At 70.0% G+C, this 23121-nt stretch carries 18 protein-coding genes; 12 read left to right on the top strand and 6 right to left on the bottom strand.

What is annotated here, in order from left to right:
* Positions 1-149 precede the first annotated feature (149 nt).
* The 5 genes from C566_RS22040 to rsmD all read left to right on the top strand — a co-directional run bounded on the left by C566_RS22040 (position 150) and on the right by rsmD (position 8297).
* A complete protein-coding gene (locus tag C566_RS22040; RefSeq protein ID WP_155846744.1) occupies positions 150-3146 on the top strand; it encodes a hypothetical protein in 2997 nt (998 codons plus the stop codon).
* A 106-nt stretch (positions 3147-3252) separates the two neighbouring features.
* On the top strand, positions 3253-4323 hold the full coding sequence (gene thiL, locus C566_RS0106230) for a thiamine-phosphate kinase (RefSeq protein WP_018773481.1): 1071 nt from the start codon (positions 3253-3255) through the stop codon (positions 4321-4323).
* 22 nt (positions 4324-4345) lie between these two features.
* Entirely contained in the window at positions 4346-5422 is a 1077-nt protein-coding gene (locus tag C566_RS0106225; protein ID WP_043423224.1) for a DAK2 domain-containing protein, read from the top strand.
* Entirely contained in the window at positions 5412-7661 is a 2250-nt protein-coding gene (locus C566_RS0106220) for an ATP-dependent DNA helicase RecG (RefSeq protein ID WP_018773479.1), read from the top strand. The genes C566_RS0106225 and C566_RS0106220 overlap by 11 nt, the downstream gene beginning before the upstream one ends.
* A 39-nt stretch (positions 7662-7700) precedes the next feature.
* Entirely contained in the window at positions 7701-8297 is a 597-nt protein-coding gene (gene rsmD / locus C566_RS0106215; RefSeq protein WP_018773478.1) for a 16S rRNA (guanine(966)-N(2))-methyltransferase RsmD, read from the top strand.
* Here rsmD and C566_RS0106210 read toward each other — a convergent pair.
* The 3 genes from C566_RS0106210 to C566_RS20960 are packed head-to-tail and all read right to left on the bottom strand — an operon-like array spanning position 8294 to position 11162.
* Positions 8294-9079 carry a spermidine synthase gene (locus C566_RS0106210; RefSeq protein ID WP_018773477.1) on the bottom strand — a complete coding sequence of 262 codons (786 nt, stop codon included), beginning with the start codon at positions 9077-9079 and terminating at the stop codon, positions 8294-8296. The genes rsmD and C566_RS0106210 overlap by 4 nt on opposite strands.
* Before the next feature lie 2 nt (positions 9080-9081).
* Positions 9082-10302, bottom strand: a complete 1221-nt coding sequence (locus C566_RS0106205; RefSeq protein ID WP_018773476.1) for an aminotransferase class I/II-fold pyridoxal phosphate-dependent enzyme — start codon at positions 10300-10302, stop codon at positions 9082-9084.
* On the bottom strand, positions 10299-11162 hold the full coding sequence (locus C566_RS20960; RefSeq protein WP_231386257.1) for an SDR family NAD(P)-dependent oxidoreductase: 864 nt from the start codon (positions 11160-11162) through the stop codon (positions 10299-10301). Before C566_RS20960 ends, C566_RS0106205 begins: the two co-directional genes overlap by 4 nt.
* A gap of 117 nt (positions 11163-11279) precedes the next feature.
* Here C566_RS20960 and coaD point away from each other — a divergent pair, with 117 nt between their 5' ends.
* The 5 genes from coaD (at position 11280) to mutM (ending at position 14455) form a co-directional block, all read left to right on the top strand.
* Positions 11280-11780, top strand: a complete 501-nt coding sequence (gene coaD / locus C566_RS0106195; protein WP_026266441.1) for a pantetheine-phosphate adenylyltransferase — start codon at positions 11280-11282, stop codon at positions 11778-11780.
* Between the two features lie 173 nt (positions 11781-11953).
* Entirely contained in the window at positions 11954-12478 is a 525-nt protein-coding gene (locus tag C566_RS22300) for a YceD family protein (RefSeq protein WP_079553424.1), read from the top strand.
* 36 nt (positions 12479-12514) lie between these two features.
* On the top strand, positions 12515-12718 hold the full coding sequence (rpmF, locus tag C566_RS0106180; protein ID WP_009356569.1) for a 50S ribosomal protein L32: 204 nt from the start codon (positions 12515-12517) through the stop codon (positions 12716-12718).
* A gap of 21 nt (positions 12719-12739) precedes the next feature.
* Positions 12740-13462 carry a ribonuclease III gene (gene rnc / locus C566_RS0106175; RefSeq protein WP_018773470.1) on the top strand — a complete coding sequence of 241 codons (723 nt, stop codon included), beginning with the start codon at positions 12740-12742 and terminating at the stop codon, positions 13460-13462.
* A gap of 9 nt (positions 13463-13471) precedes the next feature.
* Positions 13472-14455: a bifunctional DNA-formamidopyrimidine glycosylase/DNA-(apurinic or apyrimidinic site) lyase gene (gene mutM, locus C566_RS0106170; RefSeq protein WP_018773469.1), complete on the top strand. Its 984-nt coding sequence runs from the start codon at positions 13472-13474 to the stop codon at positions 14453-14455.
* On the opposite strand, the gene C566_RS20955 is transcribed toward mutM, so the two are convergent.
* From C566_RS20955 to C566_RS0106155, 3 genes are read right to left on the bottom strand one after another with little or no spacing between them, the layout of a single operon-like run.
* A complete protein-coding gene (locus C566_RS20955) occupies positions 14391-15428 on the bottom strand; it encodes an NAD-dependent epimerase/dehydratase family protein (RefSeq protein WP_081627270.1) in 1038 nt (345 codons plus the stop codon). The genes mutM and C566_RS20955 overlap by 65 nt on opposite strands.
* A complete protein-coding gene (locus C566_RS0106160) occupies positions 15425-18160 on the bottom strand; it encodes an alpha/beta fold hydrolase (RefSeq protein ID WP_018773467.1) in 2736 nt (911 codons plus the stop codon). Before C566_RS0106160 ends, C566_RS20955 begins: the two co-directional genes overlap by 4 nt.
* On the bottom strand, positions 18154-19176 hold the full coding sequence (locus C566_RS0106155; RefSeq protein ID WP_026266440.1) for a 3-oxoacyl-ACP synthase III: 1023 nt from the start codon (positions 19174-19176) through the stop codon (positions 18154-18156). Before C566_RS0106155 ends, C566_RS0106160 begins: the two co-directional genes overlap by 7 nt.
* On the opposite strand from C566_RS0106155, the gene C566_RS22900 reads away from it, so the two are divergent.
* Positions 19091-19339, top strand: a complete 249-nt coding sequence (locus C566_RS22900) for a hypothetical protein (protein ID WP_196802345.1) — start codon at positions 19091-19093, stop codon at positions 19337-19339. The genes C566_RS0106155 and C566_RS22900 overlap by 86 nt on opposite strands.
* 99 nt (positions 19340-19438) lie before the next feature.
* Positions 19439-23074 carry a chromosome segregation protein SMC gene (gene smc / locus C566_RS0106150; RefSeq protein ID WP_018773465.1) on the top strand — a complete coding sequence of 1212 codons (3636 nt, stop codon included), beginning with the start codon at positions 19439-19441 and terminating at the stop codon, positions 23072-23074.
* Positions 23075-23121 lie beyond the last annotated feature (47 nt).

The raw sequence follows: 23121 nt of genomic DNA, 5'->3' as shown, positions 1-23121 counted from the left end.
ACTTGCACAAAAGAATGCGTGATGCAGTTGTGATTCTGGAGATCAAAGTTACTGGGGTGACAGATGTGGATTGCCGTTTATGCTATAGGCAACTTACGTCGCTCCCACCACAGGTATCCACCTTCGGTCTCACCCCTAAGCGAGCAATCTTGCGAAAACTAAACATAGCGGCAACCGTGATTGCCGCCGTGATGCTGGCAGCAACCTTGCCGCAGGCCGCCGTGGCCGCTGTCGAGGTGCCGGCCGCTGGACAGGTGTCCGCCGGCGCACTGGCGCCGTCGGCTGCCGTGCAGACTGGTGCCGTGCCGGCGGTGTCGGACCCGAGCCCCCAGGGGCCGGTGGATGACTTTGTGCGCCCGGAGCCGCCCGCAGGCAGGGCCAAGTCCGAATACACCTACGTCAGCGCGCCGCTCGCCGGCACGTTGAAAACCACATTGGTGACGGTGCAGTTGGCCGACAAGTCTGCAGCCGAGACGGACACGGCCGTCCCGATGGCGGCGGCGAAGGCCTCGCTCAGCTCCGCCAACCGCTACTGGGCCTTCGCCACAGCGGGCCGGGTGGACATTGCGCTGAGTTCGTCGCGCCAGCTGCACAAGTCCGCCGCGACCTCCAAGCAGTCGCCGGCGCAGATTGTGGACATCGTCTCCCAGGAGCTGGGCTGGACGCAGAGTTCCTACACGGCACTGGTCATGTTCATCCCCGGCGCCTACCTCACCAACGGCGCCGCGGGCATGACCTACAGCAACGGCAACATTGGCGGCCGCATCCTGATGCCGCAGAACAGCCGGCTCTCCACGCCTGTCCTGGCACATGAGTTCGGGCACGCCCTTGGCATGGACCATGCCAACAGCCTGCTGTGCGGCAGCGGCGCCATGGACGTGGCCTCCGGGCCGTTCGCCGGGTTTGCGGATGCCACCTGCAGCATCAAGACCTACGGCGACAACCTGGATCTGATGGGTATCTCGCACTTCGACATCATGCCGGAAATCAGCGCCAGCTTCTGGGAAATGGGCCGGTTCGGCAACGGTAACGAGATCGCCAACCTGGGCACGGTGTCCGCCCCCCGCACGGTGAACCTCAAGCCGTGGGCCGGAACAGGTGCCAACCGCGCAGCGAAGTTCACGGACCCGAAATCCGGCGAGGTGTATTTCCTGGAACTCCGCACTCCGGTCGGTTACGACTCCGTGATTGCGCAGAACGGAAACCGCGGCGTGAAGATCACCCAGCAGGGCGGAGGCAACTCCTCGATCCTGCTTCCGCCCAATACCCGGGCAACCGCCTTCAACGGCTACTACAGCAACACCCAGGCCTGGCAGGCCGGCCAGACCTTCACCACGCACGCCGGCACCAAGGTCTCCATCGGCGCCGTCAGCAACACCGGGGCCACCGTGACGATCCGTCCGCCGGGTGCGCCCGCGAAGGGCTCGTTCGACAGCGCAGCCCTCGCGGTCACCTCGTCCGGCGCCACCATCAACGTCCGCGGATGGTCGGTGGATCCGGCGGCGGCCTCCACCTCAACGCAGACGCACATTTATGTCACAGCACCTGACGGCACGACGACGGGCCATGCCTTCACCGCGGACAAACCGCGCGCCGACGTCAACGCGGCGCTGGGCATCAGTGGAAACCACGGCTTCCAGGCGTCGATCGCCGTCACGGCGGCCGGACAGTATCAAGCCTGCGCTTATGCGATCGGGATCTTTAACAACACAGCACTGGGCTGCCGGACCGTCACCCTGGCCAGCACTCCCGCACCCGAGGGATCCCTCGATGCGGTCAGCACGGCCATGGTGTCTGGCAAACCGTCCATCAAGCTGCGGGGCTGGGCAGTGGACCGCGGCAAGCCAGGCGCATCCATCCCGGTCCACGTCTACGTGACCACCCCTGCAGGGGCCACCACCGGCCAGGCCTTCACCGCCAACCTGCAGCGCCTGGACGTCAATAAGGCCTTGGGGGTCAGCGGCACGCACGGGTTTGCGATCACCATCCCGGCAACAGAGACCGGCACGTATCGGGTCTGCGCCTACGCCATCCCCGTCGCCCCGTTTGCTGCCGGTAACACCACCCTGGGCTGCCGCAACGTCCCCGTGGCTGTCAGTGACCCGCCCACCGGGTACCTGGATTCCGTGTCCTTCATCAACGCCGGGTCCTCGGCGCGGCTGGACGTCGCAGGCTGGTCCTTCGACGCCGGCGTCCCGTCGGCGTCGATCCCAGTCCAGCTGAGCGTCACGTCCCCGGACGGCAGCACGAAGACAGTGACCACCACCGCCAACGCTGCCCGGAGCGACGTCAACGCCGCCATGGGGATCGCCGGTTCGCACGGGTACCGGACATCCGTGAGCGTGACGAAGGCCGGAACGTACCGCGTCTGCGCCACCGGAATCGCTGTCGCCCCCCTGACCAAGGGCAACGGCTTCCTGGGCTGCGTGAACGCTACGGCGGCCCCCGCTGCGCGGCCGGTCGGCTACGTGGACGCCATCGTGGTGCAGACCAAGACGCCGTCGGCGGTTATCACGGCGTCCGGCTGGACCTATGAACCCGGCACGCCGGCAGCGTCCAACGCCGTGCACATCTACGTCACGGGCCCGGACGGCAAGACCAAGGGCTACCCCTTCAGCGCGAACGGGACCCGGCCGGACGTCAATGCCGCGTTTTCGCTGACCGGAAACCACGGATTCCGGAACAGCATCCCGATCACCCTGTCCGGCCGCTACCACGTGTGCGCTTACGGCATCTCAGTGAGCCCGCTGAGTGCGGGCAACACACTGCTCGGCTGCCGGGATGTGGTTGCGCAGCCCGCCGCACCGGTGCGGGGTTACCTGGACACCGCCCGCCTGTCCGGGACCAGCACCAGCAGAACGATTCTGGCGACCGGCTGGGCCATGGATCCGGGCTTCACGAGCCAGAGCGTCCCGGTCCGCGTCACCGTCAAGTCTCCGGATTCGAGCTCCAAGAGCTACAGTGTCTCGGCCAACATCTACCGGCTGGATGTGAACAGCGCGCTGAACGTGAGAGGCAACCACGGCTACCGTGCCGCCATTCCCATCAAGGCCCGGGGCAAGTACACCGTCTGTGTCTCCAGCGCCGGGGCCGGCGTCCTGCGGACCGGGGTGTCCGCGCTGGGGTGCCAGTCCCTAACCTACTGACCATGTGAAGGGTTCCCTGGAGCCACAGCCCGGCACGGTCAGTCCCTCGCGGTAGCGTAGGGCTGTGCCTGAATCTCCCGTGCCTGAAACTCCTGCGCCCGACACTGTGCCTGATGCCGCTGCGTCCGGATCCCTGCCGGCGGACGCCGCACTGACTGTTGCCGGGCTCTCGGAGTCCCAACTGCTGGGGCGCATCTTCCCGCGGCTGACGATCCCGCAGCCCGATGGCGGCCCGGCGGCGGCGTCGTACTTGCTGCTCGGCCCGGGGGACGACGCCGCGATTGTCGCCGCACCGGACGGGCGGACCGTGCTGAGCATCGACACCCAGGTGGCGGACCAGGATTTCCGGCTCGAATGGAACAATGGCTACCGGACCACCGGGTACGACGTCGGCTGGAAGGCCGCGGCACAAAACCTCAGCGACATCAATGCCATGGGCGCCCGGGCCACATCCCTTGTGGTGAGCCTGACCATGCCGCCGGAGACCCTTGTCTCCTGGGTGGAGGATTTCGCGGACGGCCTCGTGGCCGGCATCAGGGAGCTGGGGGCTCCGGCCTGCGCGGTGGCCGGCGGCGACCTCGGCCGCGGCCGCGAACTGGCGGTCAGCGTTGCCATCGTGGGGACCCTGGACGGCAAAGAGCCCGTCCTGCGCTCCGGGGCCCGGCCGGGGGACACCGTGGCCCTGGCGGGAACTGTGGGCCGGGCCGCCGCCGGGCTGGCGCTGCTGGAGTCGGACGTCCCCGTGGGCGACCTGACCGCCGGGCAGCGCTCCCTCCTGGACATCCAGTGCAGGCCGCAGCCGCCGCTCGCGGCCGGACCGCTGGCGCGTGAGGCGGGAGCATCGGCCATGATGGACATTTCGGACGGCCTGGTCCGGGACGGAAACCGCATGGCGGCCGCCAGCCGCGCGGTGCTGAATCTGGAAGCCGCCGCGCTGAAGGAACTGGCCGCCCCGCTGCTGCCGGCCTCGGAGCTGGTGGGGGCCGACCCGATGGCCTGGGTCCTCGGCGGCGGTGAAGACCACGGGCTGCTCGCCACTTTCCCGGCAGGGGTTCCGCTCCCTCCCGGGTTCACTGCGATAGGCTCGGTAGAGGCCCCTGCACCAACCGAAAGCACGGGAGTAACGATCGCGGGCAGGCCCGCTGACGCTGTGGGATGGGATCACTTTGCAGACTAAGATTGCCGCCAACGCGCAAGCGATGAAGCGGTGGTTGGGCAAGGCGGAAACCACGCTCGGCAACCACAGCGACCGCCTGAACGCCATCAACATCTTTCCGGTGGCCGACGGCGACACCGGCACCAACCTCTACTTGACCGTCCGCGCCGCGGCCCACGCAGCCGACGCCGCCGTGCCGGGACATCCGGTCGGGGCGACGCACGCGGCACCGGATCCGTCCCTGCATGACGTTGGCGCCGTCCTGGCGCAGGCCGGCGAGGTTGCCATGGAGCAGGCCCGCGGCAACTCGGGAACCCTCTTCGCCGTCTTCCTCTGCGCCGCCGCCGAACCCCTGGCCGGCCACACCCGGATCAGCTCACCCCTGCTGGCTGCGGCCCTGAACCGGGCCCAGATCCGGGCCTGGTCGGCGCTGAGTGATCCCGTGCCCGGCACCATGCTCTCCGTCATGGAGGCTGCCGCCCGGGCCGCGGCCGCCGTGGACTCAGCACACGACGGCGATGACAGCAACCAGACGCTCGGGCTGGCCCTGGATGCCGCCGTCGAGGCGGCCCTGGCCGCCGTGGTGCGCACGGAGGAGCAGCTCGATGCCCTGCAGGCCGCCCACGTGGTGGACGCCGGCGGCGTGGGCATGCTTCTGATCCTCGACTGCCTCCGCTCCGCCGTGCTGGGCGAGGAACTCCAGAGCGAACTGCTGGACGGGCTGCACGGCTACGATGTCCAGGATCCGCATATCCACGTCGGCATGCCACGCGACGAAGGCGTCGAAGTCATGTGCACCATCTCCCTGTCCCCGCTGGACGCCGCCATGATGCGCCAGCGGCTCGACGAAATGGGCGACTCGGTGATCATGAGCCAGGTTGGCGGCGGCGCGGATGCCGCCGGGCGCTACCGCTGGCGCGTCCACGTCCACGTCCTGGACGCGGACCCCGCCGTCGCGCTGATCCGTTCCCTGGGCGAGCCCACGGACATTTCCGTGAGCGAGCTCGCAGTGCCGCGCGACCCGGAGGCACCGGCCGCCACCGTTGCCGCCACCGTTGCTGCCCCCGATGCTCTCGCAGCTGCCGCCGAAACCCGAAACCCCGACGGACATGCACGCTGAACTTGAACTGGGCCTGGAGCGCCGCATCGGCAAGCGCTCCGCGGCTGTCATCGAAAAACACCTCGGCATCACCACCGTCGGCGGGCTCCTGAACTACTTCCCCCGCCGCTACCTCAGCCGCGGCGAGCTGACGCCCATCAGCGAAGTCCCGCTGGACGAGGAAGTGACCCTGATCGCCCGGGTGGTCTCCAACAGCACCCGCTCCATGCGCGCCCGGCGCGGCTCCCTCACCGACGTCGTGATCTCCGACGACGCCGGAACGGGTTCCGCCCGGGCCGCCGGCGCACTGCCGGGCACGCTCAAGGTCAGCTTCTTCAACGGGTTCCGGGCCAAGGCCGAGCTGCAGCCGGGCCGGCGCGCCATGTTTTCCGGCAAGGTGACCCGCTACGCCGGATCCCTCGGCCTGACCAACCCGGATTTCCTGCTGCTCGACGAGGACCCCGAAACGCCGGGCCTCGACCCGGAGAAGCTCGCCGCCATGCCGATCCCGGTGTACCCGGCCACGGCCAAACTGACCAGCTGGTCCATCCAGAAGGTCATCTCCACGCTGCTGGACACCGTGGAGCTGGAAACCCTCGGCGACCCGCTGCCGGCCGAGATCGCGGCGCGGGAGAAGTTCCTGCCGGTCGCGGATGCCTACCGGCTGATCCACGCCCCGCAAACCCCCGCGGACTTCCAGCGCGCCCGCGACCGGTTCCGCTACCAGGAAGCCCTGGTGCTGCAGTCGGCCCTGGCCCGCCGCCGCGCCCAACTCGCCGCCGAGGAAGCGACGGCCCGCCGCCCGGCACCCGACGGGCTGCTGCCCGCCTTCGACCGCCAGCTGCCGTTCACGCTGACCGCCGGCCAGGCCGCCGTCGGCAAGACGCTCTCCGACGAGCTCGCCCGGGACTCGCCCATGAACCGGCTGCTCCAGGGCGAGGTGGGCTCCGGCAAGACGATCGTGGCGCTGCGCGCCATGCTGCAGGTGGTGGACGCCGGGGGACAGGCTGCCCTGCTGGCCCCCACCGAAGTCCTCGCCGCCCAGCACTATGAATCCATCCGGCGCACGCTCGGACCGCTCTCCCGCGACGGGATGCTTGGCGGGTTCGGCCCGGACGCCGTCCAGGTCACCCTGCTCACCGGCTCCATGCCCACCGCGGCGCGGAAGCAGGCCATGCTGGACGCGGCCTCCGGGACGGCCGGAATCGTGATCGGCACCCACGCCCTGCTCAGCGACAACGTGTCCTTCTATGACCTCGGCCTGATCGTGGTGGACGAGCAGCACCGCTTTGGTGTGGAACAGCGCGACGCCCTCCGGGCCAAGGCCAGCAAACCGCCGCACCTGCTGGTCATGACCGCCACGCCTATTCCCCGGACCGTGGCCATGACCGTGTTCGGCGACCTCGAAACCTCCGTGCTCGATGAGCTCCCCGCCGGCCGCGCCCCAATCTCCACGCACGTGGTGGGGCTCGCGGAACACCCGGGGTGGGCCACCCGCATCTGGTCCCGTTCGCGGGAGGAGATCGACGCCGGCCACCAGGTCTACGTCGTTTGCCCCAAGATCGGCGCGGACGACGACGGCGACTTCACCCCGGGCGAGGCCGAACCGTCCGCCGCGGACCTCGAAGGCGAGAACGGCGCGCGGGAACTCGCCTCCGTCACCGGCGTCGTGGAACACCTCCAGGACGAACCGGCCCTGGCCGGGATCACTGTGGCGCCGCTGCACGGCAGGCAGGACCCGGTGCTGAAGTCCGAGACCATGGCCTCCTTCACGGCCAACCAGACCAAGCTCCTGGTTTCCACCACCGTGATCGAAGTCGGCGTGGACGTGCACAACGCCACGCTCATGGTGATCCTGGACGCGGACCGTTTTGGCATCTCCCAGCTCCACCAGCTGCGTGGCCGGGTGGGCCGCGGCGGGCTGCCCGGGACCTGCCTGCTGGTCACCACCCTGGAGCCGGGCCATCCGAGCCGGCGCCGCCTGGATGCCGTGGCTGCCACCACCGACGGCTTCGAACTGTCCCAGGAGGACCTCAAGCTCCGCAGGGAGGGCGACATCCTCGGCGCCTCGCAGTCCGGCGGCCGCTCCACCCTGAAGCTGCTGCGCGTGCTCGAACACGAGGACGTGATCGCCCGGGCCCGGCAGGACGCCCAGCGGATCGTCGCCGCCGATCCCTCGCTGCAGGGCCAGCCCAGGCTTGCGGCCGCGATCGACGAATACCTGAACCCCGAGAAGGAGGCGTTCCTTGAACGCGGCTAGGACCACGAGCCAGGCAAACACGTCCGCGGGGGATCGCGCATGAGCCGGATCATTGCCGGCGCGGCCGGCGGCAGCACGCTGAACAGCGTGCCCGGGAACCTGACACGGCCCACCACGGACCGGGTCAAGGAGGCCCTGTTCTCCCGGCTGGATGCCTTCAACGTCATCGCCGGCGCCCGCGTGCTGGACCTGTACGCGGGATCCGGCTCGCTGGGGGTGGAAAGCGGCAGCCGCGGCGCGGACTGCGTGGACCTGGTCGAATTCGACGCCAAGGCCAGCGCCGTCTGCCAGCGGAACGCCGACCTCGTCAATACCGTCACGGGCCGCAAGGTGGTCTCCGTGCACCGCTCCAAGGTCGAATCCTTCCTGGACCGGACCGCCGACTCCGCCATTTGGGACCTGGTGTTCCTGGACCCGCCCTACCCCCTGGACGAGCCGGCCCTCGCTGCCGTGCTGGCCAAGCTGGTGCCGCACCTGGGCGAGGGCGCTGTCGTGGTGGTGGAACGCTCGTCCCGGAGTCCCGAGCCGGCGTGGCCCGAGGGCATGGAACGGTTTGCCGAGAAGAAGTATGGCGAAACCCGGCTGTGGTTCGCCGAGCCCGGCGTGGAAGCCGTGGACCTGGAGGCCGGGGACTAGCCGGCCAGCGCGTCCAGATCGACGCCGGCGAGCAGCCGGGCCGGATGCGGACCGCGCGCCGTGAGCGCCGCCGTCCAGACCTCGGGCCACGGCCCCTGCGTCCCGGTCAGGATGATGTTTCCGGGGTACCGGCCGGTGAACATTCCGGCCTCCGCGAAGGCCGAGACGTCGGCCATGGCCTGGCGCATGGCCGCGATCTGGCTCCGGACCAGGGTCAGCCCGGGTTCGTCGCCCACGTTGACTATCAACACACCGCGCGGCGTCAGCCGGGCCGCCGCCTCCTGGTAGAAGCCGGTGCACGCGATGTGTTCCGGCGCCTCCGGCCCGGAGAAGATGTCCAGGATCACGACGTCGAAGCGCAGGTCCGCCGGAAGCCCGGCGAGGGCGTCGCGGGCATCGCCGATCACCGTGTGCAGCTCGGTTCCCTCCGGCAGGGGCAGCTGCGCGAGCACGAAGTCCAGCAGTTCCCGCTCCAGCTCCACGGCGTACTGGACCGAGCCGGGCCGGGTGGCCTGGATGTACCGGGCCAGCGTCAGGGCCCCCGCGCCCAGGTGCAGCGCCGTGATCGGCTCGCCCCACGGGGCGGCAAGGTCCACGACGTGCCCGATCCTGCGCAGGTATTCGTAGAAGATATCCGCGGGGTCGGCCAGGTTGACGTGGGACTGCTCGGCGCCGCCGATGCTCAGCACGAAGCCGCCCTCGGTAAAGGGATCCGGTTCGATCACGGCGTGCTGTCCGGTGGTCCGCAGGAACCGCGAGGCCCCGGGTTGCTGCCCGGCCATGTTCACAGCCTGTCGCGCAAGGTCGCCAGCCGCTCGGCGGCCTCCTCCAGCACGTGCAGCTGCTTGCAGAACGCGAAGCGGAGCAGGCTGCGGGTGCGCTCGGCGCCGTCGGCGTGGCAGAAGACAGGCACCGGGATCGCGGCGACGCCCACGAGGGCCGGCAGCCTGCGGGCCAGCTCCACCGAATCGGTGATCCCCAGCGGTGAGGTGTCCACGTTCACGAAGTAGGTCCCCTGCGGGGTCAGGACGTCGAGGCCGGCCGCGCGCAGTCCCTCGCTGAGGATGTCGCGCTTGTACCGGAGGGTGTCGGCAATGCCGGCGTAAAACTCGTCCGGAAGCCCCAGGCCCACCGCGATCGCGGCCTGGAAGGGCGTGCCGGAACTGTAGCTCAGGAACTGCTTGACCGTCCGGGCGGCGGCCACGAGCTCCTCCGGCCCGGAGAGCCAACCGATCTTCCAGCCGGTGAAGGAGAACGTCTTGCCAGCCGAGGAAATGGTGAGCGTGCGCCCGGCCGCCCCGGGCAGTGTCGCGATCGGGATGTGCCGCACACCGAACGTCAGGTGCTCGTACACTTCGTCGGTGACGATGACGGCGTCGTATTGAGCGGCCAGTTCCACGACGCGCTCAAGCACCTCGCGCGGGAACACCGCGCCGGTCGGGTTGTGCGGATTGTTGATCAGCACCACCTTGGTGCGGTTGCTGAACGCGGCCTCGAGCGCGGCGAGGTCCGGCATGAAATCCGGGGCCAGCAGCGGGGCGGTGACGTGCGTGGCGCCGGAGAGCCCGATGATGGCGCCGTAGGAGTCGTAGAACGGCTCGAACGTGAGCACTTCATCTCCCGGACCTACCAGCGCGAGCAGGGAGGCGGCGATGGCCTCCGTGGCGCCGGTGGTGACGATGATTTCGGTCTGGGGATCGGGGGTCAGCCCGTAGAACCGCTGCTGGTGCACCGCGATCGCCTCCCGCAGCGGCAGGATGCCCTTGCCGGGCGCATACTGGTTGGCTCCGGCGGCGATGGCGGCCTGGGCGGCCTCCTTGATCTCCACAGGGCCGTCCTCGTCCGGGAAGCCCTGGCCGAGGTTGATGGCGCCCGTGCTCAGGGCCAGGGTGGTCATCTCCTCGAAGATCGTGACGCCCAGCGAACCGTCGGGGGAGAGCAGGTTGGCGCCGGTTGCGGCGCGCTGCCACGGGAACTGGGCAGGGAGCTGGGCGGGGCCGGTCACCGGGAACCTGCCGTATCGGAGCTGGCGGCGGCGGCTGGCCTGCCGGTGAACCTGTCCATGGTGGTGTAGATCCCAAAGACCTTTCCACCCACGAAGTCCCACGCCCGCACCGGCAGGATGCCTTTGAGTACTTTCCCCAGCTTGGCCATGGCGGGGGCGATCAGCTGCGGCCGTCCGGCGGCCGTAGCGCGCCATGCCCGGTCCACGGCGTCCTCGGGCGTCATGAGCGGGGTCAGCAGGGGACCGCGGGCTCCCTCGAACATGCCGGTGGAAATGTAGCTGGGGCAGAAGGTGGTGACTTTCAGGTGGCCGTAGCCCTGTTGCTCAAGCTCGAGCCGGAGCGAGTCGCTCCAGCCGATGACGGCCCATTTCGAGGCCGCGTACACGCTCATTCGCGGATTCGAGACCGTGCCGGCGGCAGAGGCAACATTGAGGATCCGGCGCGGGCGGCTGGCGTCGGCCATCATGTCCGGCAGGAACTCAAGGGTGACGTACATGGGGGCCAGGGCGTTGATGTCCATGGTCAGGGCGATGTCACGGTCCGGGGCGTGGTCCCAGAAGTACGCGCCGCGGACAATCCCGGCGTTGTTCACCAGCAGCGCCAGCGGCCCCTCGGCCCGGGCCTCCCGGGCGGCGTCGGCAATCGCGGCGCGATCCGCGAGGTCCACCGTGCGGGGGACGGCGCGGGCGCCCAGGGCGGCAACTTCAGCGGCGGTGCTGGCCAGGGCATCGGCGTCGACGTCCCAGAGGATCACCACAGCGGCGCCTTCCCGGGCGGCGCGGAGGGCGTAGAGCCGGCCCATGCCCATGGCGGCACCGGTGACCAGGGCCACGCCGCCGTCCACAGTGAAAGGCGGCACAGTGGAAGGCCGCGCAGTGAAGGGCGGCACAGTGGAAGGCCGGGCCGCGCGATTGTTCGATGCTGACATTCAGCCATGTTATCCCGGGCTTCGGCGCGGATACGGTAGGTTCGAAGCATGAGACGCGCTGTTTGCCCTGGCTCTTTTGACCCCATTCACAATGGACACCTGGAAGTCATTGCGCGTGCCGCGGGCCTCTTCGACGAGGTGATCGTGGCCGTGTCCACGAACTACTCCAAGAAGTACCGCTTCAGCCTTGAGGAGCGGATCGACATGGCCAAGGAAACGTTCGCGTCCTTGCGCGGGATCGTGGTCGAACCCGTGGGGGAGGGGCTCCTGGCCGAGTACTGCCGGCAGCGCGGCGTGTCCGCGATCGTCAAGGGCCTGCGTTCGTCCTCGGACTTCGACTACGAGCTGCCGATGGCCACGATGAACCGGCAGCTGACCGGCGTCGAGACTGTGTTCCTGCCGGCGGAAAGCCACTACCTGCACCTGTCCTCCACCCTCATCAAAGAGGTCTTCGCCCTGGGCGGGGACGTCTCGGACTTTGTTCCCCGGTCCGTGCTGAAACGGCTGGCCCCGGGCGAGCCGGTCCCGAACCGGGCGCGCAAAGTGTAAGCTTGACCGGTACTCGGCGGCCTGCTGCCGGTTGCGTGGCCCGAATCCGAGGCCGCTTGTGGTGTGAACCGCCGGCGTGCCCCGGTTTGAGTCCGTCCGGAAGTTCAGGCTAAGATAGTACGTCGGTCATATGTTCAACAGGAGTTCTCATTAAACGAGATGCTAGTTCGCCCTTGGCGTTCGACGTCAAGGACCTCGGACGCAGTCCGGGAAGCATGCGGACGCTGACGGAACATGTACCCGCGCCAAGTGATCTTGGTGTGGCGCTCATTGGCGTGCAGGAAGGCTCGGATGTCGAGCTGGACCTGCGGCTTGAGGCCGTACACGAAGGAATTCTGGTATCAGGAACCGCGCACGTTGAAGTTACTGGCGAATGCGGCCGATGCCTGGATCCCCTTGCGTATGACCAAGAGGTTGATGTGCAAGAACTTTTCTTCTACGAGGATGCTGTGTTCTCCGACGAAGAAGACGAAGAAGAGCAACGTCGAGTCGAGCACGATCTGATCGATCTTGAGCCGGTGTTGCGGGACGCAGTTGTCACCATACTGCCGTTCCAGCCGGTGTGCCGGGAAGACTGCCAGGGCCTTTGCTCCGAATGTGGAGTGCGCCTGGAAGACGAGCCGGGGCATCACCACGAGGTCGTAGATCCTCGCTGGGCCGCCCTGGCTGACTTGGCTAAGCCTGACCGGCAAAACTGATTTGTAAGTGTTTTTCTAGAGAGAAATGAGTTAGCCGTGGCTGTCCCGAAGCGGAAAATGTCTCGCTCGAATACCCGCGCCCGCCGCTCCCAGTGGAAGGCAACTGCCCCCCACCTGGTGAAGACTGTCGAGAACGGCCAGGTCACGTACAGCCTGCCGCACCAGGCAAAGGTCGTTACCGACTCGGCTGGCACTGCGCTGTTCCTTGAGTACAAGGGCCGCAAGGTCGCAGACGTCTAATCCGCCAACAGGCTGAAAAAGATGTCTTCAACTGAAGAGCTTCTGAAGCGTCTCGGTGTCACTATTGACGCCGGGACGCTTCGTCTTGCGCTCACACACCGTTCCTACGCCTACGAAAACGGCGGCATCCCCACCAACGAACGGCTCGAGTTCCTGGGCGACTCCATCCTGGGGTTCTCCGTTACCGACGCGCTGTACCGTGACAACCCCACGCTGCCCGAAGGCGACCTGGCCAAGCGCCGTTCCGCCGTCGTCAGCACCCGGGCGCTGGCCGGCATCGGCCGCAGCATCGGGCTGGGGGACTACATCTACCTTGGACAGGGCGAAAAGCTCACCGAAGGCAAGAACAAGGCCTCCATCCTGGCGGACACCATGGAGGCCTTGATCGGCGCCACCTACCTCTCCAACGACATCGAGACGGCCCGGCAGCTGGTCATGAGGCTGGTCGGCCCGCTGTTGAAGGACGCGGCCGCCCTCGGCGCGGGCACCGACTGGAAGACTTCCATCCAGGAGCTGGCCGCCAGCCGGCAGCTCGGGACCATCAACTACGCGGTCGACGGCTCCGGGCCGGACCACGCCCGGACGTTCGAGGCCGTGCTGCGGATTGGCGGCACGGACTACGGCACCGGCACCGGCAACTCCAAGAAGGAGGCCGAGCAGGAAGCCGCCGCTGATGCCTGGCGCCGGCTGACCGCCCCGTCCGCGCCTGATCCGCAGCAGTTGCAGTCCCAGACCGGCAGCTAGGCAGCGGCGTTGCCTGAACTGCCCGAGGTCGAGGTGGTCCGGCGCGGCCTGGTGAGCTGGGTGCGCGGCCGGACCATCACCTCCGTCGAGGTGCTGGACCCGCGCTCCCTGCGCCGGCACGCCCTGGGCCCGGAAGACTTTGCCGGCAACCTTGAAGGCGCGCGGGTCCTGGACGTGGTCCGCCGCGGCAAATTCCTGTGGATGCCGCTGGCTGACACGCCGGCCCCGTCCGGAAACGGTATCCCGGCCGACGAGCTGGCCGACCAGCCGGCCCCCGCCGTCGCGCTCATGGCCCATCTGGGCATGTCCGGCCAGCTGCTGATGCAGGACCCCGGGGTTCCGGACGAAAAACACCTGAAGGTCAGGCTGCGGCTCAGCCCGGCCGACGGTATGCCCGGCCAACTCCGGTTCGTGGACCAGCGCATCTTCGGCGGACTGTTCCTCACCACGCTGATCCCGACCGACGACGGCGGCCCCGGCGGCCTCGCCGAATCGCCGCTGCCGCTCATCGCCGAGGAAGCCGCGCACATTGCCCGGGACCCGCTGGACCCCTGGTTCTCCTTCGAAACCTTCTATCGGCGCCTGCGGGCCCGCAAGACCGGGCTCAAGCGGGCGCTGCTGGACCAGGGACTGGTCTCCGGGATCGGCAACATCTACGCGGACGAGGCCCTCTGGAAGGCGCAGCTGCACTTCGCCCGGCCCACCGACACCCTGCGCCGCGCCGACGCGCTGCGGGTCCTTGACGCCGCCCGCGAGGTCATGGCGGATGCCCTGGCCGCCGGCGGCACGAGCTTCGATTCGCTCTACGTCAACGTCAATGGAGCCTCCGGGTACTTCGACCGCTCCCTGAACGCCTACGGCCGGGAGGGCCTCGAGTGCAAGCGCTGCGCCGCCGCCGGCCGGGTCAGCCTGCTCAAGCGGGAACAGTTCATGAACCGGTCCTCGTATACCTGCCCCGTCTGCCAGCCCCGGCCGCGGAACGGGCGCTGGTAGGGGGAGTGCGGGTGTAGTGCCCGGCCAGCTTCGCCAGGCCCTCGTCAAGGGAAACGGCGGGGGCCCAGTTGAGCAGTTCACGGGTCTCGCGTTGGTCGAACCAGTGGGCGGTGGAGAGCTGCTCAGCGAGGAATCTGGTCATCGGCGGCTCCCCGGCCCGGCCGGACCGGGACCAGAGCTTCTCCACGACCGATCCTGCAGCGCGCGCGAGGCTGCCCGGGACCGTCCAGGACGGCGCAGGGACGCCGCCCGCGGCGCAAATGCCCGCCAGCAGCTCGCCGACAGGGCGGGGTTCGCCGTTGCTGACCACCAGCGCCCGGCCGTGGACGTGCTCCATGCGGTGAAGCGCGGCGACGATGGCCGAGGCGGCGTTGTCCACGTAGGTAGTGTCAATCAGGGCCGCACCGGCGTCGAGCAGCGGCAGGCGGCCGCGGCTGGCACGTTCCAGCACCCGCTCCACCAGCTGCGTGTCGCCCGGGCCCCAGACGACGTGCGGGCGCACCGCCGCGACCCGGAAATCCGGCGAGTCCGCGGCCAGCGCCAGCAGTTCAGCTTCGGCCTTGGTGCGGGAGTAGTCGCCGTGCGCGCGGGCCGGGTCCGCCGCCTCGGCCCCCAGCCCGGCGATCGCGGCCCCGGAATTAGCCACCGAGGGGGAGGAGACGAACACCAGTTCCCGCACGCCGGCCTCGCGGGCGGCCCGGAGCAGGCGGCGCGTGCCTTCGACATTCACCGCGTCGAACTCCGCGGCGCGGCCGGTGAAGGACACCTTCGCGGCCAGGTGGATGACGCCCTCGGCGCCCGAGACGGCTCGGCGGACGGCGTCCTCGTCCGCTAGGGACCCTTGGAGGTCCGTAGCGCCGTCGACGCCGGAGGGGCGGCGCTGGAATGTGCTGACGGCGTGGCCCTGCCGCACCAGCAGACGCGCCACTTCCCGGCCGAGCAGTCCGCTCGCGCCGGTGACGAGGACCCTCACGGCGTGCCCGGACGGCCGCCGGCCAGCACCGCCGTAGCCCACCGGGACAGGCGGCTCCTGTCGATCTTGGCGTTGTGGCGGATGTCGGTCGGCTGGGAGGGGACGGCGAGCACGGCGGAGACGCTGACGCCTGCCGCACGGGCGGCGTCCCGGACGCGGCCCGCCAGCTGCGGCTCGGCGGGGCCGGCCCGGCGGACCGGCGGAACGGTTTCGACGACGGCGACGACGGCCTGGGTCCCGGACGGACCGACCCCGACGACGGCGGCCATCCCGACGTCGTCCAGGCGTTCGATGGCCTGCTCGGCGCCCACAGGCGTCACCACAGCGCCCGGCGCCGTCACGACGTGCACGAGGCGTCCTTCCACCCAGAGCCGGCCGGCGGCGTCGAGGTGCCCGACGTCGCCGGTGCGGTGCCATCCGGCCGTGCGGACGCTCTCGCGCTGGGTCAGCCAGAGCCTGTCGTAGGTATCCTTCACGTGCGGGGCGCTGACGAGGATCTCTCCGGTCACTCCAGCCTCCGTGACGGGCTCGTTCCCGGGTGCGGTGCCGTCCGCAGCGAGCGGGATGATGGCGGCCCGGGCGCCGTGCACCGGCCGGCCCACGCACACGCCGTTGCCGGCCCCCGCCACGGTTCCGGCGGCGGCGTCCGCCCCGGCGGCGCGGATCTGTTCGAGGCTGATGTCCGTGACGGGCAGCGCCTCGGTCATCCCGTACGGGGTGTGCAGGGAGGCCCGCGGCAGCAGCCGCTGCACCTCTGCGAGGAGGGCTTCGGGGACCGGCGCGCCGGCGGAGAGCAGCAGCTCCACACGGCCCAGGGCATCGTAACCGGCCCGGCTCAGGCCGGCCCGGGTGGCGAGGACGTTGCGCAGCGCCGCGGGCGAGGCGAAGATCACCGTGGCGTCGATGGCTGCCGCGGCGTCGGCCAGCGCGCTGGCCGACAGGGTGCGGGGCACAGTGACATCCATGGCGGGCGTCACCGAGACAGCTCCGAGCGCCGGACCCAGCAGGGCGAACGGCGCGAAGCCCGCCACCAGGCGCGCGCCCGGGGCGATCCCCAGCGTTTCGGCCACGGTGTCGCGCATCGCGGCCAGCTGCCGGTGCGTGTAGAGCACGCCCTTGGCGGGGCCGGTGGAGCCGGAGGTGAACAGCACCGCGGCGGGGGCGTCCGGGTCCGGAACCGGGGCCGGACCCGGGCAGGGGAGTTCCGGGCTGAGGCCGGCTCCGCGGCGGGCGAGGGCGGCGAGGGAGGTCTCGACGGCGAGGAGGCGGCGGCGGGCGGCCGGCAGGTCCCGCACGCTGATGCGCCGTCCCGACCAGCCGAGTACCGCGGCGGCCGCCAGGGCCCTGCCGATTCCGATGAGGAAATCCGGGGTGGCGCCCTGCACGGCGCGGCTCAGGCCGCGGGTGCCCAGGCCGGCATCGGCCACGACGACCACCGCGCCGAGCCGCAGGCAGGCGTAGAGGACCACGGTCAGGTCCACGCCCGGCGGGACCATCAGGCTCACCCGGCTGCCGTTCCCGACACCGGCTTCCTGCAGGCCCGCCGCGAGGGCGGCGATGTTTTGTTCCAGCTCCCGCCAGCTGAGCGAGCGGGCGACGCTGCCGTCCGTGCCCATTTCCGCGACGGCGGTATCCCCGGCTGCGGGTCCCGCCGCCAGCTCGGTGAGGGGCGCCCAAAGGGGCGGGATCCCGGTGCCGGGCTCCAGGGGTCCGGACCCGTAGTCCAGCGGCGGGTGGGCGGCCGGGCCGCCGGCTGACCGCACGGCCGGGGCGGCTGTCCGCTGCAGGCCGTCTCCGTTGGCCCGGACGCACTCGGCAAGCCACTCGAAGACGGGCGCGGCGATGTCCCGGTCTTCCGCGACCAGGTGGCCGGCACCTTCGAAGCGGTGGACTTTCGCGTCCGGCAGCCGGCCGATGAGGTCCTTGAGGTACCGGTCGGAAAAGATCGGATCGCGCGGGCCCCAGAGCATCAGGGCCGGGGTCCTCAGCCCGCGCAGCCCTTCCGCGACGCGGGTCAGCGCCGGGAAGCTGGGATGGGACGCGTCGGCGGGAATGTCCGCGACAAAGTGCCCCACGCCGGCGCGGCGGCCGGCACCGCGGTAGGGGGCCATGAAGGCCCGCCGGACGTCCGCAGCGAGCGGCGGATGGGCCAGGGCGTGGGTCACCCGCAGGAACGCATCCGACGTCGTCGTTCCCCAGCGGTGCACGGCAGGGTGCAGGGCGAGCCGCAGCGCCGGCGGGATGGGGGTGCCGGCGGGCTGATGGACGGCGGTGTTGGTCAGCACCACGCCGGCGAGTTGCTGGGGATGTGCCTCTGCCCAGCCGAGGCTGATTACGCCGCCCCAGTCGTGGCCGACGGTGACGACGGGCCCGTCCAGGCCGAGCGCGGCGGTGAGGTCACCCAGGTCGTTGATCCGGTCCTCCAGGCGCCGGAACGTGCCGGTGCGCTCGGAGAAGCCCATATCCAGCTGGTCCACCGCCACCACCCGCCACGGATGTGCGGGGTCGGATCCGGCGGCCAGCAGGGACCGCCACAGGTAGGACCAGGTCGGGTTGCCGTGCACGCACAGCAGGGTGCCGGCAGGAGTCAGGCCGCGGCGGTCGAGCTGGGCACCGTTGTCCAGCAGGTGCCAGCGGCGCACGGTGCCGGGCTCGTCCGCGGCGGAGGTGGACGCCACATCGATTTCGCGCGACCATTCAGGGTCGACGCCGGGCCAGTCCGCGGTTACCAAACGATTTCCACCATGGCGGTGTTCAGGCCGGAACCGACGCCCATGCACAGCACGCGGTCCCCGGTTGCGAGAGTCTGCGCTTCGGCCGCGAGGGTCATGGGGAGGGAAGCCGGGCCCACATTGCCCCAGTGCGGGAACGTGATCGGCACCTTGTCCGGGTCCAGGTCAATGGCGTTGATGATGGCCTGGGTGTAGGCAGTGCTCACCTGGTGCGTGACATAGCGGTCCATCGAGGCCCAGTTCCACTCCGGCTGGGCCTCGTGCCAGGCGTCGACCACGAGCTGCAGGCCGCCGTCGAGCAGCCCTTTGGTGTCGGTGGCCATGCCGTCGATGCTGCCCACGCACAGTTCATGGTGCTCGGTGCCGGCACGCATCACGCCGCCGAGGATCCGGTGCGCCCCTGGGTGCTCGTCCGCCGGGCCCAGGACGGCCGCAGCGGCTCCGGAGCCAAGTGTGAGCGTGGCGAACTCGCGGTTGAAGTCCTCGCGGGTCGTCTCGGGCCGCTGCAGCCGGGCCAGGGTGGCCTCCTGCGTTGCCTGGGCATCCTCACCGTTGACGATCATCGCGTACTTGATCTGGCCGGAGTCGATCATGTTGGCCGCCAGCGTCATTCCGTTGACGAATCCGAGGCAGGCGTTGGCCAGATCAAAGTTCATGGCCGACGAAGGCAGCTGCAGTCCGTGGTGGATCTTCACCGCGACGGAAGGTTCGAGGTTGCGCCGCGTCACGGAGGTGTTGATCAGCAGACCGATCTCGGACGCTTCGATGCCGGACTCGGCCAGGGCCTTGGCGCCCGCCTCGATGGCTGCGTCGTCGAACGACGTCCCGGGAGCCCACCACCGCCGGTGCGTGATGCCTGCGACCCGTTCGAGCAGCTTCGGGGGGACCCCCAGCCGCCGCAGGGTCGAAGCCAGCTTGCGGTCGAAATCCATGGAACTGACGATCGTCGGAGCTTCGACGCTGCTCACCGAAAGTAAAGCGGTGTTGCTGTGCCGGAATGTTGCATTGCCTACCAAAATCAAGCCCCTGTTCATGTCCGTCCTGCGCTCCGGCGGTGGCCGCTCACAAGCCCGAGAGCTTAACTATGCCCCGTGCAGGTCAATTCCCGCATATGCGGCATACGCCATCCGCCGCGGCTTCGCACTGGTTCTGCGCGGAATGGCCGCAAATGCGCAGTAGATTGTAGGTATCCGGGGCCGCCCCGAACCCCCGCGTCCGTCCGAAACATGCTTTCGTCGAACAGCGGGCCAGTCCGCCGACCAGGAGAACCGAAGCGCCTTGCACCTGAAAAGTCTGACCGTCCGGGGATTCAAGTCGTTCGCCTCCGCGACGACCTTTGAATTCGAACCGGGCGTCACCGCCGTGGTGGGCCCGAACGGCTCGGGCAAATCCAACGTGGTGGACGCGCTGGCCTGGGTCATGGGCGAACAGGGAGCCAAGACCCTCCGCGGCGGCAAGATGGAAGACGTGATCTTCGCCGGCACCTCGGGCCGGCCGCCCCTGGGCCGGGCGCACGTCTCGCTGACCATCGATAACAGCGACGGCGCCCTCCCGATCGAATACAGCGAGGTGACGATCTCGCGCACGCTGTTCCGGACCGGCGGCTCGGAATACGCCATCAACGGTGCAGGATGCCGGCTGCTCGATATCCAGGAGCTGCTCTCCGACTCCGGCCTGGGCCGCGAGATGCACGTGATTGTGGGCCAGGGCCAGCTGGACAAGGTCCTGCACGCCACCCCCGAGGACCGGCGCGGCTTCATCGAGGAGGCCGCGGGCATCCTCAAGCACCGCCGCCGCAAGGAAAAAACGGTCCGCAAACTCGAGGCCATGCAGGCCAACCTGTCCCGGCTCAGCGACCTCACCGGCGAAATCCGGCGGCAACTGACCCCGCTGGGCAAACAGGCGGAAGTGGCCCGGCGCGCCCAGAGCGTCCAGTTCGAGGTCCGCGACGCCCGCTCACGGCTCCTGGCCGACGACCTCGTCCAGCTGCAGTCCGCGCTTGCGCAGGACGTAGCGGACGAATCGGCGCTCAAGGCACGCCGCGCCGTCGTCGAACGGGACCTCGAGGCCGGGCGGCAGCGCCAGGCGGTCCTCGAAGGGCTCGCAGCCGAGGCCACGCCCGCGCTGAACGCCGCGCGGGAGAACTGGTATTCGCTCTCCACCGGGCGTGAACGGCTCCGTTCCCTCGGCTCGCTCGCCGAGGAGCGCCGCCGGCTGCTCGGCGCCGCGGACGTGGCTCCGGATACCGGCCGGGATCCGGACCAGCTGGAACAACAGGCCGCCCGCGTCCGCGACGAGCAGGCCGGGCTGGAACGGCAGATCCTGGACCGGACCGAAGCCCTGGACGCCGCGTCAGCCGCCAAACACGACGCCGAACAGGCCGCCGCCGCCGAGGACAAGCGGCTCGCCGCCCTGCTCCGGGCCGCCGCGGACCGGCGTGAAGGCCTGGCCAAGCTCGCCGGGCAGGTCGGCGCGGCACGGTCCCGCGTCGAGTCCGCCCAGTCCGAGCTCGGCCGCCTCCGCGAATCGCAAAAAGCGGGCGAGGAGCGCCGCCGGCAGGCGCACAGCGAGTTCACCGCCCTGGAAGCGCAGGTGGCAGGGGTCGAGGACGGCGAGGAATCGCTCGACGCCGATTACGAGGCCGCGAGCGAGGCCCTCGATACGATCATCGCCGACATTGATGCCCTGAAGGCGGCCGAGCGGGAGGGCGAGCGGGAACGCGGCGCCCTCATGGCCCGCCGCGACGCCCTCCAGCTGGGCCTGAACCGCAAAGACGGCTCCGGGCACGTGCTCGGCACGGCCGCCGGGGACCTGGCCGGCGGGGTCCTGGGACCCCTGGCGTCCATGATCACCGTGGAGGCCGGATTCGAGGCCGCCGTCGCCGCCGCACTCGGCAGCGCGTCCGACGCCGTGGTGGTCCGGGACCAGGAAACGGCCTCCGCTGCCGTGCGGCTGCTCCGCGCGGACGACGCCGGCCGTGCCGCGCTGCTGCTCGCCGGCACCCCGGCCGCGTCACCGCCGCTGTTGGCCGGTGCGCAATCGGCCGATGCATTAACCGGCGGCAGCACGCTTCCCGGAGGCGCGCGCTGGGCCGCGGAACTGGTCTCGGCCGCGGGACCGGACGGCGCCGGCCTGCCGCTGGCCGCCCTGCTGGCCGGCGTCGCCGTCGTCGAGGACCTGGACGCCGCGGCGCAACTGATCGCCGCGCGTCCCGAACTCACCGCCGTGACCCGCGCCGGGGACGTCTTCACGGCGCTGACCGTCACCGGCGGGTCCGCGTCGGCGCCGTCGCTGCTGGAAGTCCAGGCCGCCGTCGACGACGCCGCCGCGAAGCTGGCCGCCGTCACCGCCGCGCTCGAACGCAACCGCTTCGCCCTCTCCACCGCCCGGACCCGGCGCGCCGAAGCCCAGGACCGTGCCGACGCGGCCCTCGCGAAACTCCACGACTCCGACGCGAAACTCGCGGCCGTCGCCGAACGCCTGGGCCACCTGAACGCCGTGCTGCGCAGCGCCGTCGCCGAAAGTGAGCGCCTGGCCGCGTCCCTGTCCCAGGCTGAGGCCCAGATCGTCAGCGAACAACGTGCGCTGGAAGCGGTGGCGGCCCGGCTCGCCGCGGCCACCGAGGCCCCCGCGGAGCAGGAACCCTCCCCGGAGCACCGCGACGCCCTGGCCCTGGCCGCCTCGCTGGCCCGCACGGCCGAGATGGAGGCCAGGCTCGCCCTGCGCAGCGCCGAGGAACAACTCACGGCCACCCGCAACCGGGCGGCCTCGCTGGAACGCGCCGCCGCCACCGAACGCCGCGCCCGCGAGGAAGCCGCGGAACGCGCCCGCCGCCGCAGGCTCCAGGCCCGGCGCGCCGCCGCCGTCGCCGTCGCCGTGCAGCAGGTCATCGGGTTCATTGACGTGTCCGTGGAACTGGCCCGCCGGGAGCGGGACAGCGCCGAGGAACGCAAGGACGCGATGGACCGGGAACTGGCCGGGGTCCGCACCGGCAACGACGCCCTGGCCCGGGAACTGGCCGAACTCACCGACTCCGTGCACCGCGACGAGCTCGCCCGCACCCAGCAGCGGCTGCGGATCGAGGCGCTGGAACTGAAGAGCGTGGAGGAGCTCGGGCTGACCGCCGGGCAGCTCGTGGCCGACTACGGACCCGACCAGCCCGTCCCGGTCCCGGCCGGCGACTCCGCGGACAAATGGGCCGCACTGCGCGCCCCGGTGGACGAGGACGGCCGTGAGATTTCCGAAGGCAAGCCCTTCGTCCGGGCCGAGCAGGAAAAACGGCTCAAACGCGCCGAACGCGACCTCGCCGCCCTCGGCAAGGTCAACCCGCTGGCGCTGGAGGAGTTCGCCGCGCTGGAAGAGCGCCACCAGTTCCTCAGCACCCAGCTCGAAGACCTGAAGTCCAGCCGCAAGGACCTGCTGGACATCATCAAGGAAGTCGACGACCGCGTCCAGAAGGTCTTCGCCGAGGCGTTCGAGGACACCTCCCGGCAGTTTGTCCGCGTCTTCGCCCGGCTGTTTCCCGGCGGCGAGGGCCGGCTGGTCCTGACCGACCCCACCGACATGCTCACCACCGGCATCGAGGTCGAAGCCCGCCCGGCCGGCAAGAAAATCAAGCGGCTCTCGCTGCTTTCCGGCGGCGAACGCTCCCTGACGGCCGTGGCGCTGCTGGTGGCCATCTTCAAGGCACGGCCCTCGCCCTTCTACGTCATGGACGAGGTCGAGGCCGCCCTCGATGACACCAACCTGGGCCGGCTCATCACCATCTTCGAAGAGCTCCGCGAATCCAGCCAGCTGATCGTCATCACGCACCAGAAGCGCACCATGGAAGTCGCCGACGCCCTCTACGGCGTCACAATGCGCGGCGACGGCGTCTCCACGGTGATCAGCCAGCGGCTCAATGCGGAGATCTAGGCAAACGTCCAAGTCCCGGCAGGGCGGCGTCCACGCGCAACAAAAGC

Source organism: Arthrobacter sp. 131MFCol6.1, assembly GCF_000374925.1.
Taxonomy (GTDB): domain Bacteria; phylum Actinomycetota; class Actinomycetes; order Actinomycetales; family Micrococcaceae; genus Arthrobacter.
This window is presented reverse-complemented; position numbering and strand designations above follow the sequence as displayed.

Bases quoted from the DNA above. Each gene is read 5' to 3' on its own strand.
- coaD (WP_026266441.1), top strand. From the start codon at position 11,280: ATGAGACGCGCTGTTTGCCCTGGCTCTTTTGACCCCATTCACAATGGA.
- rsmD (WP_018773478.1), top strand. From the start codon at position 7,701: ATGAGCCGGATCATTGCCGGCGCGGCCGGCGGCAGCACGCTGAACAGC.
- C566_RS0106225 (WP_043423224.1), top strand. From the start codon at position 4,346: ATGAAGCGGTGGTTGGGCAAGGCGGAAACCACGCTCGGCAACCACAGC.
- rnc (WP_018773470.1), top strand. From the start codon at position 12,740: ATGTCTTCAACTGAAGAGCTTCTGAAGCGTCTCGGTGTCACTATTGAC.
- C566_RS22900 (WP_196802345.1), top strand. From the start codon at position 19,091: ATGGAACTGACGATCGTCGGAGCTTCGACGCTGCTCACCGAAAGTAAA.
- C566_RS0106220 (WP_018773479.1), top strand. From the start codon at position 5,412: ATGCACGCTGAACTTGAACTGGGCCTGGAGCGCCGCATCGGCAAGCGC.
- C566_RS0106210 (WP_018773477.1), bottom strand. From the start codon at position 9,079: ATGGCCGGGCAGCAACCCGGGGCCTCGCGGTTCCTGCGGACCACCGGA.